This window comes from Streptomyces sp. NPDC051555 (assembly GCF_044454405.1).
GTDB lineage: Bacteria > Actinomycetota > Actinomycetes > Streptomycetales > Streptomycetaceae > Streptomyces.
Genome location: NZ_JBITDP010000005.1, coordinates 334,375 through 350,649, shown reverse-complemented (window position 1 = coordinate 350,649; position 16,275 = coordinate 334,375). Strand labels below are relative to the sequence as shown.

Here is a 16,275-nt window from a genome sequence, read left to right as displayed (position 1 = left end):
TGGCAGCACGAATTCGAGAATGTTACGAAACATTTTCGAACTCGAACCGGCATTCCTCACCCCGGAGGTCACATGGCCAGCACACCCCCGAGTCGACGAAGCTTCCTCGCGCTCTCGGGTCTGACCGCTCTGTCCGTCCCGCTCACCGCGGCCTGCGGCGGCGGGGGCTCCGGCTCGGGATCGGCGGCCGACGGCAAGGTGACCATCGCGTGGTGGAACATCGCCACGACGGAACCGGGCAAGTCCCTGTTCCCGCGGATCTCCTCGGCGTTCACGACCGCTCACCCGAACATCACCATCAAGACGACCTCGTTGGAGAACGAGGCGTTCAAGTCCAAGCTGACGGCCACGACTTCATCGGGCAGGCTCCCCGACGTCTTCCAGACCTGGGGCGGCGGCGTGCTGCGGCAGCAGATCGACGCGGGGCTGGTCGAGGACCTCACCGAGGCGTTCGGCTGGTCGTCCGACCTCACCCCGGTCTCGCTGCAGGCCTATCGGTTCGAGGGCCGGACCTACGGGGTGCCCTACGACGTCGGCATGGTGGGCTTCTGGTACAACAAGAAGCTCTTCACCGAGGCCGGGATCACCGCTCCGCCGGCCACCTGGGCCGAGTTCCTCGAAGACGTCAAGAAGCTCAAGGCGGCGGGCGTCACTCCGATCGCCCTCGCGGGCAAGGAGAAATGGCCGGGCCACTACTACTGGGCCTACCTCGCGATGCGCGTCGCGGGCCTCCCTGCGCTACAGCAGGCCGCCGCCACCAAGGACTTCACCGACGCCGGTTTCGTCCGGGCGGGCACCCACCTCAAGGAGCTGGTCGACCTCCAGCCGTTCCAGACGGGCTTCCTCGGCGCCGGCTACGCCACCCCCGGCGGCCAGGCCGCGACCATGGGCAACGGCAAGGCCGCCATGGAGCTGATGGGGCAGTGGGCGCCGTCGGTGCAGAAGGACGCGGGCGCGGACCTCGGAGCGGACCTGGGCTTCTTCCCCTTCCCGACGGTCGACGGCGGCGTCGGCAGGGCCACCGAGGTGTTCGGCGGTGGCGGCGGCTTCGCGCTGCGCAAGGGCGCCCCGAAGGAGGCGCTGGATTTCCTGAAGTTCTTCGTCCTGGAGAACGAGTCCGAGCTGCTGGCCTCCAACGGCTACCTGCCGGTGGTCAAGGGCGCGGAGAGCGGGCTCACCGAGCCCAACAGAAAGGTGGTGGCCGACAGTCTGGTGAAGGCGACGGGCTTCCAGCTCTTCCTCGACCAGGCCTACCCGCCGGCGGTCGGCCAGGAGGTCAACGACAGCGTCGCCGACCTCATCGCGGGCAAGAAGACGCCCGAGCAGGTCACCACGTCGATCACCGAGGCTGCGAAGGGTGCCTAGCTCCGTGTCCACCCTGCCCGAGGAGCGGACGAAGGACGCCGTCCCGGCGCGCCCGCCCGCCCCGGAACGGTCTCTCCTGCGCGGGTGGGGACGCTGGGCGTCGGTCGCCTGGTTCCTCGTCCCGGCCCTGGTCCTCTTCCTCGTCTTCGTCCTCGCCCCGATCGTCATCGCCGTCTACACCGGCTTCTTCAAATGGGGCGGGATCGGCCCCCTGGACGACTTCATCGGCTTCGCGAACTACGCCGCGATCTTCCGTGACCCGGTCTTCCTCGGCGATCTGGGGCGCGGACTTTACCTGATCGTCCTGTCGATCACGGTGCAGTTGCCGTTCGCGCTGTTCACCGCGGTCCTGCTCAACCAGCGGCTGCGCGGCCGCGCCGTCTACCGGATGCTGTTCTTCGCGCCGTACATCCTGTCCGAGGTGGTCACGGCGGTCCTGTTCACGATGATCTTCCTTCCCGGTGCGGGCATGGCCGACCATCTCGCCGGCGCCCTCGGCCTGGAGGGGTTGCAGGGCAAGTGGCTCGCCGATCCCTCGACGGTCATGCCGACCCTGTTCGTGGTCATGACCTGGAAGTACTTCGGCTTCCACATGATGCTCTTCCTCGCCGGACTGCAGAGCATCCCGAGCGAGATCCTGGAGGCGGCCCGCATCGACGGCGCGGGCGCGTGGCAGCGCTTCCGGCACGTGACGCTGCCGCTGCTCGGCCCGACGGTCCGGATCAGCGCGTTCCTTTCGGTCATCGGGGCCATCCAGCTCTTCGACCTCGTGTGGGTCATGACCGCGGGCGGGCCCAACCACTCCTCCGAGACGATGGCGATCTCGATGTTCCAGTTCGGGTTCAAGCGCTACCAGGTCGGCTACGCCAGTGCGATCAGCGTGGTGCTGTTCATGATCAGCCTGGTCTTCTCCCTCTTCTACCAGCGTTACGTGCTCCGCCGTGACCTGAGCGGGGCCGTCACCTCGGGAGGTGGCCGATGAACGCCCGCGCCCGCGGGACGGCGCGCGGCCTGTCGCTGCACGTCGTGGTCTGGCTGATCGCCGCGTTCGTCGTCGTGCCGCTGGTCTACGCGGTGATCTCCGGCTTCAAGAGCACCGGTGAGCTGACGACCGACCCGTTCGGGCTGCCGGACCACTGGAAGACCTCCAACTACAGCGGCATTCTCGGCGACGCGATGTTCTGGCGGCAGATCGCCAACAGCGCGGGCATCGCGATCGGTACGACATGCTGCACGGTGGCGGTCGCCGCGATGGCGGCGTTCGTGCTGGCCCGCTACGCCTTCCGGGGCAGGGAGCTGTTCTACACGCTGTTCACGATCGGGCTCATGTTCCCGTTCGCGGTGGCCGTCCTGCCGTTGTTCCTGCTGCTGCGCACCTTCGACCTGCTCGACAACCCGCTCGGTGTGATCCTCCCGCAGGCGGCCTTCGGGCTGCCCATGACGATCATCATTCTGCGCGGCTTCTTCCGGACGATCCCGGCGGAGGTGGAGGAGGCGGCCATCATGGACGGCTGCGGCAAGTTCCGCTTCTTCTGGAAGATCCTGCTGCCGATGGCGCGTCCGGCGCTCGGCACGGTCTCGGTGCTGGCGATCGTGGCGAGCTGGAACAACTTCTTCCTGCCGCTGCTGGTGTTCAACGACCCGAAATGGCGGACGATCCCGGTCGGAGTCCAGCAGTTCCAGGGCCAGTACTCGACCGACTACGCGCTCGTCCTCGCCTACATCGTGCTCGCCATGGTCCCCGCCCTCGCCTTCTACGCCGTCGCCGAGCGGCAGTTGATCGGCGGCCTCACGGCGGGCGCCACCAAGGGTTGACCCCTCCCGCGCGACCTCCACCCCCCAGGAGACGTAGTGAATCACCTGATGACCCTCGCACCCCCTATTTTGTTAGCGCTAACATCGCAGACCGTGACCACCCCCGCCCCCACTCCCGTCCCGCCGCGCAGGGCAGGGAACGCGTGGACCGCCGGGCGCCTGTCCCGCCACCTCGCGGAACGCCCGTGGTGACCCCGCTCCCCGGGGGTGTGGGGGTCTCCGGGTTGACCGTCTACGACTGGGAGGCCGCCGACGGGCTGTGCGGCGGCGCGCCCCACATGCACCTCGTCTGCTCCGAGGCCTACGTCGTCATCGGCGGCGCGGGCAGCATGCAGACCCTCACCACCTCCGGTTTCGACGAGACCCCACTGCTCCCCGGCGACGTCGTCCGGTTCACCCCCGGCACGATCCACCGCCTCGTCAACGACGGAGGTCTGCGCCTCGTGGTGCTCATGCAGAACGGCGGACTCCCCGAGGCGGGCGACGCCGTCTTCACCTTCCCCGCTCCGGTGCTGGCCGATCCCCACGCCTACCGCCGGGCGGCCGGCCTGAGCGGGGAGCGTTCCGCGGCGGCCCGCCGCCGCGACCTGGCGCTGGAGGGTTTCCTGGCCTTGCGCGAAGGTGGGCTGCGGGAGTTCCACATCGCGGCCCACCGCCTGAAGACCGACCTCCTGGACGCCTGGCGGATCCGCTGGCGTGACGGCGCCCTCGCCGCAGCCGTCACGACCGGCCGGCAGCTGGAACGGCTGAAGGCCGGAGACCTCTCCCACCTCGACCACGGCCGAGTGTCACGGCTGGAGTGCCCGGAGCGCCCACGCTTCGGCACGTGCGGCCGCCTCCACACCCATCCCGTCCCCGACCCCTCGACGCGTCCGCCCCGCGGCCCGTCGGGGTCACCCCGCCCCCACCCCCCGAAGGAGAACTTCTGATGCGGTCTCGCCATCCATCCCGGGTCGACCTGGGACGACGCCTACTCGCCGTCCTGGCACCCTTGCTGCTCCTGGTCGCCTTCCTCGGTGTGCAACCCGCCGGCGCGGCGACGGCCATCGACCCCAACGCCTCGTACGTGCTGGTCAACCGCAACAGTGCCAAGGCCCTGGACGTCTACAACCGGGCGACCGACGACGGGGCCCGCATCACCCAGTGGACCAGGAACGATCAGAACCAGCAGCAGTGGCAGTTCGTCGACTCCGGCGCCGGCTACTACCGCATCACGTCCCGCCACTCCGGCAAGGTGCTGGACGTCCAGAACGGGTCCACCGCGAACGGCGCCGCGATCGTCCAGTGGGCCGACGCGAACGGCACCAACCAGCAGTGGCGGCTGGCCGACAGCTCGGACGGCTACGTGAGGCTCATCGCGCGCCACAGCAACAAGGCCCTCGAAGTGCAAGGCGGCTCCACCGCCGACAACGCGAACATCGTCCAGTACGACGACTGGGGCGGCACCAACCAGCAGTGGCAGCTGGTCAAGGTCGGTGCCGGCAACCCCGGGACGTGCGATCTTCCGGCGACGTACCGCTGGACCTCGACGGGCGCGCTGGCACAGCCCAAGGCCGGGTGGGCCTCGCTCAAGGACTTCACCGTCGCTCCCTACAACGGCAAGCAGCTCGTCTATGCGACGACGCACGGCGCGGGATCGGGAACGGGCTGGGGTTCGATGAACTTCGGCCTGTTCGGAAACTGGTCGGAGATGGCCTCGGCCGGCCAGAACGCGATGTCGAACTCCGCCGTCGCGCCCACGCTCTTCTACTTCGCGCCGAAGAACATCTGGGTCCTCGCCTACCAGTGGGGTGGAAGCGCCTTCTCCTACCGGACGTCGAGCGACCCCTCCAACCCCAACGGCTGGTCATCACAGCAGGTCCTCTTCTCCGGCGGCATCGCGGAGCCCGGAACGGGCCCCATCGACCAGACGCTCATCGGTGACGGCACGAACATGTACCTGTTCTTCGCCGGAGACAACGGCAAGATCTACCGGGCCGGCATGCCGATCGGGAACTTCCCGGGCAGCTTCGGCACGACCTCGACCGTGGTCATGAGCGATACGACGAACAACCTGTTCGAAGCCCCGCAGGTCTACAAACTCCAGGGCCAGGACCGCTACCTCATGATCGTCGAGGCGATCGGCTCGCAGGGCCGCTACTTCCGCTCGTTCACGGCCACCAGCCTGAACGGCTCATGGACACCCCAGGCCGCGACCGAGAGCAACCCCTTCGCCGGCAAGGCCAACAGCGGGGCCACCTGGACCAACGACATCAGCCATGGCGAACTGATCCGCACCACCGCCGATCAGACCTTCACCGTCGACCCCTGCAACCTGCAGTTCCTCTACCAGGGCCGCGACCCCAACTCCGGCGGCGACTACGGCCAATGGCCCTACCGGCCAGGTCTGCTGACACGGCAGCGCTGACGACGCGACCCGGCCCCGACTCCACACCGGAGCCGGGGCAGCGGGCCCGGCAAAGGGCCGAGCCCGCCCGGCCCACCCGAAACGACCGACGCACGTACGACGACGACGCAGCGCAGACCCGGGCAACACTCAGAGCCAGTCCCGCCGCTTGAAGATGACGTACAGGCTCACGCAGACCACCGCCATCAGCAGGATGGCGAAGGGGTAGCCGGCCGCCCACTGGAGCTCTGGCATCGACTCGAAGTTCATGCCGTAGATGGTGCCGACCAGGGTGGGGGCGAAGAGGATGGCTGCCCACGAGGAGATCTTCTTGAAGTCGTCACCCTCACACCGCTGACCTGCGGAAAATGCCCGAACGGACGGTCTGACCTGCGGCGATCGACCTTTCCGAGTCTTTCACCCTGCTGCCCGTATATGCAGCCGATTCCCCCCAGCCGCCCCCCACGCGGCCTCATTCCCCCCAGATTCCCCCCAGCGGACACTGTCTTGCGAAGGGGAGCACCGCAGGTCGGGGGCCGTCCAACGTCGCTCACGACAGGTTACTCAGGGGAGTGGCAAGGCGGGGCTGGATGAGTTCGGCGCGTCTGCTGTTGCTCGGGGCCACCGTCGTACGCTGCCCAGAGTTCCGCCACTTCAGCCGTCGACTGGGAGCGCCCCGTGACTGAGCCGCAGCGCAAGTCTGTCTTGTACGTCATCGTGTGCGCGGCCGGGATCGCCGGCGATGTCGGCAAACTCATCACCGTCGCCCAGGAACGGGGCTGGGAGGTCGTGGTTGTGGCCACCCCACAGGGCTTCGACTTCCTCGACAGCCAGGTGATCGAGAACCAGACCGGTCACCCGATCCGCTCTGCCTGGCGCTCACCGGGTGATGCGCGGTCGTACCCGCGGGCCGACTCCATCGCAGTCGCACCAGCCACGTTCAACACGGTTAACAAGTGGGCGGCCGGCTTCGCGGACAACCTCGCCCTCGGCATCCTCTGCGAGGCACCCGGCATGGGCATCCCCACGGTGGTGCTCCCCTACGTGAACACCGCCCTCGCTGCCCACCGCGCATATCGGCGCAGCGTTGATGAGCTGCGTGAGATGGGCGTGATGTTCGGCAGCTACATGCCGCATCGCCCGAAGTCCGGTGGCGGTGCTGACCGCTTCCTCTGGGAGGAGGCTGTTGACCTCCTTGCGTCGAACTTCCCGCACTTGGCGCGTCAGCGGTGACGTCGTCATGGCCACCCTCGAGGGCAGAGCCGTCCGGTCTTGCCCCACAGGGCTGGGCTCTGTCAGGACAGGTCGGTCTAGTGCCTGGTTGGGAGCGTGGCCTCGGGCGCAAGGATGTCGGAGGCGGGTTACCCGGAAATAGTTCGGTCACCCTCGCGGTTGGCATGGGAGAAGCGGGCTATAGGGGGAGTTGCGGAGTGCGTCTTTTCGACGTGACCGGGGGGAGCGCGGTGGAAATAGCCGCGCGGCCGGCGGAGGTAGAGCGCGACCTGCACGACATGGTCGAGGCGAACATGGAGACCATGCTGGGCGTTCGGCACCTGGCCCGCGAGTACAGCACCGGGCCGGTACACGGCGGCCGGATCGACTCGTTGGGCCTGGACGAGAACGGATCGCCCGTCGTGGTCGAGTACAAGCGTGGGCGCGACGCCGGCGTGATTACTCAGGGCCTCTACTACCTGGCGTGGCTGACTGACCACCGGGCCGAGTTCCAGCAGCTGGTCCGCGACCGGCTCGGGGCGGATGCCGCGTCCCAGGTGCTTTGGAGCAGCCCCCGGCTGATCTGCATCGCGGAAGACTTCACCCGCTATGACGTCCACGCCGTGCGCGAGATTCGCCGCACCATCGACCTGGTCCGCTACAGCTTCTTCGGCACTGGCCTTCTCGCGCTTGAGCCGGTGGCCAAGGTGACGGCGGTGCCGACACCGGCCCGGAGCGACGGCCGCCGGCCCCTGGCCGGAACTGCAGGCTCAGGGCAGGGCGGCGTGGCCCACCTGCGCAGCGCGCTCGATGAGTTGGTGCGTGGGTTTGGAGAGGACGTCAGCAGCGTCGACCGCAAGCAGTACCGCGCGTACCGGCGCCTGCGAAACTTCGCGTGCGTCAGCCACGCCCACCAGCAGGAGGTCGTGGCGACGCTCCGCCTCGCCCCGAAGGATGTCGACCTTGTCGCGGGCTTCACCCGGGATGTCAGCCAGATCGGCCACCACGGTACGGGCGATGTCGAGGTGCGTCTTCGGACGGAGGCGGACCTGCGTCGCGCTGAACCACTTCTCCGGATGAGCTACGACGCTGCTTGACACGGAGCTCTCGGTTGGCGGTGAGTGCGATTCGGCAGTCTTTGCATGTGCTTGTGATGCAGTCAGTAGGTGTCGTCCTCACGTCGGATGGTCAGGGGAAGTTGGCGGTGTCTTTCCATGATGCGGGGAATCCGTGATTTCGGAAGTCCCGCATTGCTTGGTAATGGGCGCCGGCCGGCCGCTCTGGAGGGTGCGCTTGCAAGGCTCGGCCGTGCGGTAGCGGAAGTCAGACCGGGGGGCGTCTGAGCGCCGGGAAGCCAGACTGTGGGGGGCTTGCCACGATCGATGCGGTCTTGCAGAAGCCGTCTGCGATCACCGTTCCAAGGTCTCGTGGTCGTCGATTACGGCCATGAACTGCAACACGCAGCGCTGGAGATCGGGGTGAGGTATAGCCCTGGAGATGGAGCCAGCGAGCCTGGGCCACGGAGCCGCCCATGGTCGTCACCGTCCACGCTTACGCGCTCCGCTCCCGCTGTTGTTCAGCTTTTCCCCGGTCGTTGTCAGTGGCCCGCCGGAGAATCGGTGGATGGCCTTCGAACCGACAGCGGCAGTCAGCGAGTCCGAGACGCTCGCTGCTGCCTTGCGCGCATACCTGTCCGAGACGCGCTTCGCGTTCTCTGGCCTGACTGGCAAAGAGGCAACCCTGTGCATCACCCGCGCGGTATGCGAGTGGGCGCATGCGTCCGGCTGGCAGGCCAGAACGGAGGTGCCGGTCCGCTACATCGACCCGCCTCGCCTGATGAACGGAGGCTGCGTGTCGTACTGGTCACCGTCCTGGATCGCCTACCTGGATCTCCGTCTGCGCCGCAAGGACGGCCCTCCCGTGGCGGTGGAGATCGATCGCGCGGACTACAGCACCGCCGTAGACAAGCTCCGCGACGAGGCCCTCCGCGGGCACCCTGCGCTGTGGATTCGCTGGCACGGAGCGCTGAGGGCCGAGCTCCCGGACGGCGTCGCCCGCCTGTACCTGCCGACGCGGTCCAGCCGCTCTCCCGTCCGGTACTCGCTGGCCCCAGTGACCGGCACAGCCGCGATCACCGCTGGCGAGGCCGTCACCCCGGAGGCCCGAGCAGATGCTCTGCAGCGGGACCAGCAGCGGATGGCTGCGGAGAAGCGCGTTTCCGCCCTACCCCGTGACCCCGGTCCTATCCGTTGCATCTAGGACTTGTCCGGGCGAAAACGAAGTTGTCGGCGGCAGGCTCTTCATGAGGACGATGCTGTCGTAATTGGTGACGTCCCACCGCCAAGTGCCGATCGGCGCGTAGCCTCGCCGGCGGTACCAGTCGACGAGGTCTGTTGCCTGCGAGGAGGTATCGATGACGACTTGTGCCGATCCGAGCGCAGCAATGCGTGACTCTGCCAGAGCCAGCAGTCGTTGTCCGAGGCCGGTGCCTCTTTGCGATGGGTCGACAGCCAGTTGCCAGAACGAGCCCCCTCCCGCTGGCGCTGGGTATCCGGCCGGAGTGGTGTGTGGAGCCGACACGGTGACGGTGCCGACCAGTGCGTTTCCGTTCATCGCGACCCAGCACTCGCCTTTGCTCAGGCGGTGCTGTGTGTCCTGCGGACTTTGGTAGGAGGCGAAGAAGACCCGCCCGGCAGCGGCATGGTCTGCGTAGGCGCGGTGGAGCAGGAGAGTGAGCTGCTCCACCGAATCGCCGTTGCGGAAACGCCTGACCTGCACGGTCACGGACGGACTTACCTCCGTCGAGTTGATGTTCATCCTGGCAGTCAAGCGCGACTGACGGCAAGAACGTGGGCAGAGGCGTCGGTGAGCGCAGGGTGCGGTTCCGCGAGGCGGGCCGCGGCGAGGGCTGCGTCGTACATCGCCGTGCCCAAGAGGTTGGTGTCGGTGTACTTCTCGATGGCCTTGACCGCGACCCAGCCGGGTCCTTCGATTCCGTAGAGGGTGGGGTCGGTGAGTCCGGCCTCGGTGACCTCGGCGCGGAGCTCGGCCGAGGTCTGGAAGTAGGCGACGGTGAAGCCGCGCTGGCCGGCATAGCGGCCCTGGTCGAGGGTGTCGCGTACTCCGTCCTGGATGGCGGGCTCGGTGATGCCGGTGGTGGCCATGTAGTCCAGGAGCGGGGAGTAGCGGGAGATCGCGGCTGCGGCGACGAGGCCTCCCGGCCGGACCACGCGGGCTGCTTCGGTCAGTGCGGAGAGCCGGTCGGTCTTGTCGTGAAGGTGGTAGAGGGGGCCGAGGAGCAGTACTGCGTCGTACGTGCCGGCTGCGGCGGTGAGGTGGCGGGCGTCGCCCAGTTCGGCTGTCACTCCGTCGAGGGCTTCGGCCTGGTCGACGTGCTTGGGTACGGGGTCCACGACGTGCACGGTGTAGCCGTCTTCGACGAGCCAGCGGGCGTGTGTTCCGGGACCACCACCGACGTCAAGAACGCGGGCCGGAGCGGGTGGGAGGTGGCGGCGGAGTAACTCGCGGGTGCGTGAGAGTTCCAGAGTGCCCGTGGCGGTCGTGTGCAGCCGCGCGGCCTCGTCGGAGCGGGTGTAAAAGTCGATGATCTCTGGGCGTACGGCGTGGTTGCTCGTCATCGGGGAGTCCTCGTCATGAGTCGCTGCTGGTGTCCGGCAGGGTAGGGGACATGACGGAGTGATCACTGCGAATTACGGCAGACCCCGGGGAAGTGCCTGGGCTCCAAAGACTTGCAGGTGTCCGGTGACAGGCGCCGGAAGGTGGGCTGATCGGCCGCGGGTCGATGCTCAGGAGAGCTCGGCACAAAGCCAGGCGGCCGCTTACCATCTCCGATGGGCTGCGTGCACCGGAGCGGTCGGCACTGCAGGTGTCGCCAGCGTGGCCTGAGGGTAGGCGGGGAGTGTCGCGGCGGTTGGCCGATGGCTGGCGGAAGCCAGTTCGAAAGCGAGAGCGCCGAGGATGTCGGGGGGAGTCGCTGACGAGAGGTGGATGGCCCGGGTCGGGCGGTTGAGGTCGGCGCCTCCGGAGGCTATCCACGCAGGCAGGCAGCTGTGCGGGTGCTTGGCGGCGTAGGGGTCGTGTTCGAACCTGACGCTGCCATCGGGGGCTTGCCAGAAGACCTGCCGGGTGGACGTGGTCTGTGACCACCCGGCCTCCGCGAGGTCCTGGGCGGGGGTCTGGGCCCAAGGGTCGTTGACGGTCAGGCTCTCCAGGAGGGCACGGACCAGCAGGGTGGGTGTGGTCGGGCTGGCCGTTGCATGCCAGAGCCACTCGCCGACGGGCGATGCGTAGGACGCGGCCGTCCACGCGGGGTCCGCGCCCATGGCGTCGTGGTCGAACTGAACACGGACCGTCTGGTTCTCGTGGGCGGCGACGGTGATTTCGTCGGACCAGGTGCGTTCCCTGTCAAGTCCAGCGTGTTGAACTGAGGTGCTTCTCTCCAGCAGCCGGGCCATTCGACGGTGCGCCCGGACGGGTTGAAGGAGGTTGACGGAGCCTGTGGGCGACGGCATGATGACGGACTGCGTGGCCTACGCCGAACCTCCCGCGACCGTCCCCAGCACGGTTTCCTATCGGAGGCAAAGGGACTAGCGTCTCAGGTCGCTGTCGCAGCCCGATCGCCTCGGGCGAGGTTGCTGGGGAACCGTCGCTCAAGGCGTGGAAGGCCGCGATGACAGCCCGCAGGAACTTCAAGCGCCAGGTACGCGCCCGCGCCGCCAAGACCGGCGAGTCCTATACGTCTGCTCTCCGGCACTTCCGTCCGACTCCATTTGGAGACGTCATGTCGGAAGCAAGGAACCCCAAGAGCGTGCGGCTCGCCGTCGCGCAGACCCCCGTTCGCGAGGACCCCCGAGATGTTGACGCACTGCACGAAGGCGGCCGCCGCGTCCGTGCTCTGATGCGCGAGGCGAGTGCTCGGGGCGCGAGGATCGTGCACTTCCCGGAAGGCGCGATCTGCTTTCCCCACAAGCTCGTCATGTCCGTCAACGGCCCGGACGCGGTCGGCCCGGCGGACTGGGACCGGTGCCAGTGGCCAGTTCTGCAAGCAGAGTTGGCTGCGATCGTCGAGTTGGCACGGGAGTTGCGGCTGTGGACGGTGATCGCCTCGGTGCACCGCTTGACCGAGCCGAACCGCCCGCACAACAGCCTCTACGTCATCTCCGATCGCGGCGAGGTTGTCACGCGCTACGACGAGCGCCTGCTGTCGAGCACGAAGGTCTCGTACATGTACTCACCGGGCATCTCGCCGGTGACCTTCGACGTCGACGGTGTGCGCTTCGGCTGCCTCCTCGGCATGGAGATCCACTACCCGGAGCCGTTCGCCGAGTACGAGAACCTGGACGTCGACTGCGTCCTGTTCTCCACGACCGGCGTCTCCCCAGGGAACGCCGCCGCCCAAGCCCAAGGCCACGCCGCGGCCAACAGCTACTGGGTCAGCTTCTCGGTGCCGACGCAGCACAGCGCCACCGCGCCGTCCGGAGTCATCGCCCCCAACGGCGACTGGCTTGAGCGGTGCCCTGCAGACGGATCACCATCGGTGGCGGTCGTGGACCTCGACAACAGTTCCGAGGCCGCCGCCGAATCAGTGACCTACGCGCGTCCCTGGCGTCGAGAGGCGCGCTTGGGCGTCTACACCGGGTACCAGGTGACCGATCCACGCAGTGAAGACCGAACTGCAGCCTTCTAGCGCAGAAGCAGAATCCGAGGGGTTCGCGGGTACGGAATGGCTCCCGCGCCGCGAACACCTTGGATTCCGAGTTGTTGGGGCAGCCGGATCATTGTCGGTGGCTGACCCCGTACCTGCCGGGCGACGTGCGAGCGCCCACCAGTGCCCCGAGATCGGCCTTCAGCCGGACCCTCGATCCGCATCAACACGTCAATCCAAGTTCTACGTGTTGAACCCACACGCGTAGATCCTCCGCGAGCCGGGCAGCGCTTCAGGGCGTCCGGTCCGGGTGCGGCTGGGTCGGCAGCGCCCGGACCGAGGAGTCGGGCTGGGACAGCGCCTGGAGCCGCCGTGGCCGGGATGAAGAGCGGGGCGGACATGAGGGGCAGCGGGGCTGGTCTGGGGCATGGAGCATGGGGCTCGGTTCTCGGGTCCGGCCGGCTGCGTGGCCGGCCGGACCCGGTCGGGGTATGGAGAAGGGGTTATCGGGAGGCCCGCGGTGATCCGGCTGGGGTGGCAGGGCGCGGGGCGGGCGGACCGGCCCGGGATGCTGGTGCAGGCTGGGCCCTCGGCTGGCGGGCGGCTGGCGGGCGGGTGGCGTGGTGCCAGCGGGCCCGGAGGGCGCCGAGGTCGGCGAGTGCGCGGCGGCTGCCGGTGATCAGCTGGTGCGGGGTGTTCGAGGGGTCGTTGGTGAAGGCGTGGATGTGCAGGCCGGTGCTGTGTGCGTGGTGGAGGAGGGAGCGCTGCAGGATCTGCTCGCCCCAGTGCTCCGGGGATCCGGCCGGGGTAGCGAAGAGATCCAGCACTTCCCTGGCGGTTGCCCCCGAGGTGATGAGGCCGTGGTGCTGGGCTTCCCAGAGCACCGTCACGGCGTCGATCGGATCGCCTCGGTAGGCCAGGGAGGCCATGCACCGGTACAGGACGCCGTGAAGCGGGACGGTGAAGTCCTCGGGCCGCAGCCACCTCATCTCGGGCAGGCAGGCGGGGCGCGCGGCCGCCGTCGACAGGAGCAGCTGCTCCTCGCTGGCGGCATTGGAACCGACGCCGGTGTCCCTGGTTGGTGGGGGTGGCAGCGTGGTGCGGGGGAGTGAGCCCGGGTGCGAGGGGAAGAGCCTACCGAGGTCGTCGAGGACGGCGGTGACGGCATCGGTACGGTCCAGGACGTGCGCGGCGGGGTCCGGCAGCACCGGGTCGGTGGCCGCCTGGATGAGGCGTTCGGCGGCAGCCCGGATGGTGAGGCGGGCACGGTTGGCCACGATCATCTGGGCGTAGGCGGGGGCGTGGCTGGGTTCGGGGCACGAGTCGGCCAGGGTGTGCAGGTAGGGGGCGGTCAGCCCGCGGGCGTGGGGCTGGGCACGGTCCAGGAGTGCGGTGATCCATACCGGTTCGCGGGCGTGGACTTCCGGGGCCGGCGGGGTGAGGGCGGTCATCGCCGCGAACAGGGCGCCGTGCATTGCGACGCTGAAGTGTTCGGGGCCGAGCGAGCCGAGCGTCTTGATACGGAGAGGCTCGAGGATGAGGGCACCGAGGAGGGCCTGCTCGGCATACCGGACAGGCGGGTCCGCAGGCATGTCGTCCAGGGACAAGTCTCCTTGGTTGGAGGCGAGGTTGGGCATCAGGCTGCCAGGGTGAAGTCGGAGCGGGTGAGGGTCTTGCCGAGGTGCGGGGCCAGCAGATGGGCCGCCAGCAGGGGCGGGACGGCGTTGCCGATCTGGGAGAAGGCCTGCCCCTTGTTGCCGGCCCAGGGATAGTCGGCGGGGAAGGTCTGCAGGATGCCGGCTTCGGTGGCGGTGATCCGGATCGACTCCGGCGCCGCACTCTCCTCCTCGGCTTCGAGGGAGTGCCGTTCGGCGACCCACACGCATTCGTTCGCGCGGTGCCCGAAGAACAGCGTCTCAGCGGGCTCGTCCGTATCCCGGACGGTGGCATTGGCCTGGTTGCTGCTGCGCAGCGACCAGGACCAGCGGTGCTTCCCGCAGGTGCAGACGGGGGCATCGGCGTCCGGCGGGCGCAGGCGTCCGGAACGGGTCCCGCGGGGGCTGCGTCCGGAGCGTGGCCTGGGGGCGGGTGGCTTCCAAATGCCGCGGTCGCGGGCGTCCGTCAGGGCTTTGCGGGCCCCGGAGGGGAACGGTTCGGGGCCGCCGCCCGGTCCTCCGCCGGCGCAGACGGTCGGGGTGGGCCGGTCGGTGGCGCCCCAGCCGAGGGCCTCGGCCATCGACACCCACTTCGCGCGGCCCGGTCCGAACAGACTTTCTGGTTCAGCTCCTTGGGCGTGGGTGGGCGGCGGGGGCTCGGCTGTGCGGGTGCGGGAGGCGATCAGGATCGCCCGCTTCCTAGTCTGCGGTATGCCGTAGTCGGCGGCGTTGAGGATCCCGGTCCAGACGGAGAAGCCCCAGCCGCGCAGGATCACGGCGTACTGGCGCCATAGCGGCAGGACGTCCGGGACCTCCTCCATGGCGATCCACTCCGGCTCGCCCACCGAGTGCAGGGCGTGGAGGTAGCGCATCGGCTCGGCGGCCAGCAGGCTCCGGGGGTCCTTGCAGGCGGTCAGCAGCTTCGCCCGGCTGTCCCGGCCCGCGGCGAGGTCGGCAACGGCCTGGTGAACGAGCGGCTGGTCCACCAGCCCGAGCCTTTTGCCCGCCATCGACCAGGCCTGACAAGGCGGGCTCGCCAGAAACCCGTGGATGCGGCCGACCAGCGGCCACACCGGGTACATCGCTACATCGGTACGGATCGTCAACTGCCCAGCACGGGCGCGCGTTTTGCACGCCCACTCGTCCCACTCCAGGCCGACGTCCCGCGCGCCGAGCACGTGCAGGGCGTGGCTCCAGCCCCCAGGGCCGGCGAAGAGGTCCAGCACGATCCTGTCCATCACGAGGCAAGCCCGAAGTCGTCCTGCTCCGGCTCGACCTCCCCGCCGCGGCAGGCCCACGGCGAGCAGCCGTTGACCACACCGTGCTCCAGCTCGTCCAGCTCGGCGGCGCGGACCAGGGTGGCGGCGATGTGCTCGGTGACGAGGAGCGGGTGGCGCAGCGGCAGGGCATGGGTCGCTTCCGGCAGGACCTGGAGCTCGGCCTGGGGCAGGCGCTGTGCGAGGCGGCGGGTGTGGTCTGCGGGGATGTGGGCGTCCCGGTCGCCGGCCAGGATCCGGACGCGTTGTCCCAGTGCCCGCAGGGGGGCGAGGTCGTGGTGCTGTTCGGTGAGGTCGTGCCACAGAGCGGCGACATCGGCCGTGGGCAGAGTGTGAAGCCCGCGTCTGCAGGGCAGAGGCTGGGCCGGCACTTCCGTGGGTGCCGGCGGGCGCAGTGCCCAGCGGCTGGTGGCGGGAAGCAGGCGCCGGAGCGCGTCCAGTAGCCGCGGGGTCCGGGTGCACGCACGCGCCAGCAGGTTGCGGCTGCGGGTGAGGAGAGCGTGTCCGGCGCCGGTTCCGGTGCGGGTGCTCAGCCCGGCGTGCGGCGGGGAGATCAGGACGAGGCTTGTGATCCGTGGTGCTAGATGGGGGTGGCGGGCGGTCAGCCGCATGAGTGTCATGGCTCCCATGGAGTGCCCGGCGAGCGCGATGGGCCCGCTTGGTGCGGCGGCGTCGAGAAGGTGTGCGAGATCGTCGGCGAGCTGGTTCAGGGTCAGCGGGGCGCTGCCGCGGGTGGAGTGGCCGTGACCGCGCTGGTCGTAGCGCACGACACGCAGGTTCTGCCGGGCCAGCAGGGGCACATGGCGGCGCCAGAGCGCTGAGGTGACGGAGAGACCGTGGACGAGGACCACGGTTGCGGATCCGTCGTCCGGACCGTCGATGTGCGCGGACACTCTGGCG

15 protein-coding genes and 1 pseudogene are annotated in these 16,275 nt (G+C 68.8%); 9 read left to right on the top strand and 7 right to left on the bottom strand.

All coding sequences use genetic code 11. The annotated features are described in order from the left end of the window. The first annotated feature begins 72 nt into the window (after positions 1-72). The 5 genes from ACIBEA_RS14830 to ACIBEA_RS14810 all read left to right on the top strand — a co-directional run bounded on the left by ACIBEA_RS14830 (position 73) and on the right by ACIBEA_RS14810 (position 5,587). Entirely contained in the window at positions 73-1,365 is a 1,293-nt protein-coding gene (locus ACIBEA_RS14830) for an extracellular solute-binding protein (RefSeq protein ID WP_399260727.1), read from the top strand. Next, the gene (locus ACIBEA_RS14825; protein ID WP_399260725.1) at positions 1,358-2,347 is read left to right on the top strand and encodes a carbohydrate ABC transporter permease; all 990 of its coding nucleotides are present in this window, start codon (positions 1,358-1,360) and stop codon (positions 2,345-2,347) included. Before ACIBEA_RS14830 ends, ACIBEA_RS14825 begins: the two co-directional genes overlap by 8 nt. After that, complete coding sequence (locus ACIBEA_RS14820) at positions 2,344-3,180, top strand: carbohydrate ABC transporter permease (RefSeq protein ID WP_399260723.1); 837 nt, start codon at positions 2,344-2,346, stop codon at positions 3,178-3,180. The genes ACIBEA_RS14825 and ACIBEA_RS14820 overlap by 4 nt, the downstream gene beginning before the upstream one ends. Positions 3,181-3,368: 188 nt before the next feature. Further along, positions 3,369-4,109 carry a cupin domain-containing protein gene (locus tag ACIBEA_RS14815; protein WP_399260837.1) on the top strand — a complete coding sequence of 247 codons (741 nt, stop codon included), beginning with the start codon at positions 3,369-3,371 and terminating at the stop codon, positions 4,107-4,109. Further along, entirely contained in the window at positions 4,109-5,587 is a 1,479-nt protein-coding gene (locus tag ACIBEA_RS14810; protein ID WP_399260721.1) for a non-reducing end alpha-L-arabinofuranosidase family hydrolase, read from the top strand. Before ACIBEA_RS14815 ends, ACIBEA_RS14810 begins: the two co-directional genes overlap by 1 nt. 129 nt (positions 5,588-5,716) lie before the next feature. On the opposite strand, the pseudogene ACIBEA_RS14805 reads toward ACIBEA_RS14810, so the two are convergent. After that, positions 5,717-5,902 (bottom strand): annotated as a pseudogene (locus tag ACIBEA_RS14805) (CorA family divalent cation transporter); the annotation flags it as partial. A gap of 342 nt (positions 5,903-6,244) precedes the next feature. Between ACIBEA_RS14805 and ACIBEA_RS14800 the strand changes: the two are divergent. The 3 genes from ACIBEA_RS14800 (at position 6,245) to ACIBEA_RS14790 (ending at position 9,037) form a co-directional block, all read left to right on the top strand. Beyond that, on the top strand, positions 6,245-6,799 hold the full coding sequence (locus ACIBEA_RS14800) for a flavoprotein (protein WP_399260719.1): 555 nt from the start codon (positions 6,245-6,247) through the stop codon (positions 6,797-6,799). Between the two features lie 164 nt (positions 6,800-6,963). Beyond that, positions 6,964-7,875: a DUF5655 domain-containing protein gene (locus tag ACIBEA_RS14795; RefSeq protein ID WP_399260717.1), complete on the top strand. Its 912-nt coding sequence runs from the start codon at positions 6,964-6,966 to the stop codon at positions 7,873-7,875. Between the two features lie 526 nt (positions 7,876-8,401). Then, complete coding sequence (locus ACIBEA_RS14790; RefSeq protein WP_399260715.1) at positions 8,402-9,037, top strand: hypothetical protein; 636 nt, start codon at positions 8,402-8,404, stop codon at positions 9,035-9,037. On the opposite strand, the gene ACIBEA_RS14785 is transcribed toward ACIBEA_RS14790, so the two are convergent. From ACIBEA_RS14785 to ACIBEA_RS14775, 3 genes are all read right to left on the bottom strand, one after another. Continuing rightward, complete coding sequence (locus ACIBEA_RS14785; protein ID WP_399260713.1) at positions 9,002-9,595, bottom strand: GNAT family N-acetyltransferase; 594 nt, start codon at positions 9,593-9,595, stop codon at positions 9,002-9,004. The genes ACIBEA_RS14790 and ACIBEA_RS14785 overlap by 36 nt on opposite strands. 8 nt (positions 9,596-9,603) lie before the next feature. Beyond that, the gene (locus tag ACIBEA_RS14780; protein ID WP_399260711.1) at positions 9,604-10,416 is read right to left on the bottom strand and encodes a class I SAM-dependent methyltransferase; all 813 of its coding nucleotides are present in this window, start codon (positions 10,414-10,416) and stop codon (positions 9,604-9,606) included. Between the two features lie 201 nt (positions 10,417-10,617). Continuing rightward, on the bottom strand, positions 10,618-11,253 hold the full coding sequence (locus ACIBEA_RS14775) for a DUF317 domain-containing protein (RefSeq protein ID WP_399260835.1): 636 nt from the start codon (positions 11,251-11,253) through the stop codon (positions 10,618-10,620). 353 nt (positions 11,254-11,606) lie between these two features. On the opposite strand from ACIBEA_RS14775, the gene ACIBEA_RS14770 reads away from it, so the two are divergent. Continuing rightward, a complete protein-coding gene (locus ACIBEA_RS14770) occupies positions 11,607-12,485 on the top strand; it encodes a carbon-nitrogen hydrolase family protein (RefSeq protein WP_399260709.1) in 879 nt (292 codons plus the stop codon). 461 nt (positions 12,486-12,946) lie between these two features. Here the strand turns inward: ACIBEA_RS14770 and ACIBEA_RS14765 are convergent, their stop codons facing one another. Genes ACIBEA_RS14765 through ACIBEA_RS14755 form a run of 3 tightly spaced genes read right to left on the bottom strand, consistent with a single transcriptional unit; the run spans position 12,947 to position 16,268 of the window. Further along, positions 12,947-14,080, bottom strand: coding sequence for a DnaB-like helicase N-terminal domain-containing protein (locus tag ACIBEA_RS14765; protein ID WP_399260707.1), 1,134 nt, complete (start codon positions 14,078-14,080; stop codon positions 12,947-12,949). Then, the gene (locus ACIBEA_RS14760; protein WP_399260833.1) at positions 14,080-15,336 is read right to left on the bottom strand and encodes a DNA cytosine methyltransferase; all 1,257 of its coding nucleotides are present in this window, start codon (positions 15,334-15,336) and stop codon (positions 14,080-14,082) included. Before ACIBEA_RS14760 ends, ACIBEA_RS14765 begins: the two co-directional genes overlap by 1 nt. After that, the gene (locus tag ACIBEA_RS14755) at positions 15,336-16,268 is read right to left on the bottom strand and encodes an alpha/beta fold hydrolase (protein ID WP_399260705.1); all 933 of its coding nucleotides are present in this window, start codon (positions 16,266-16,268) and stop codon (positions 15,336-15,338) included. The genes ACIBEA_RS14760 and ACIBEA_RS14755 overlap by 1 nt, the downstream gene beginning before the upstream one ends. Positions 16,269-16,275: the final 7 nt, after the last annotated feature.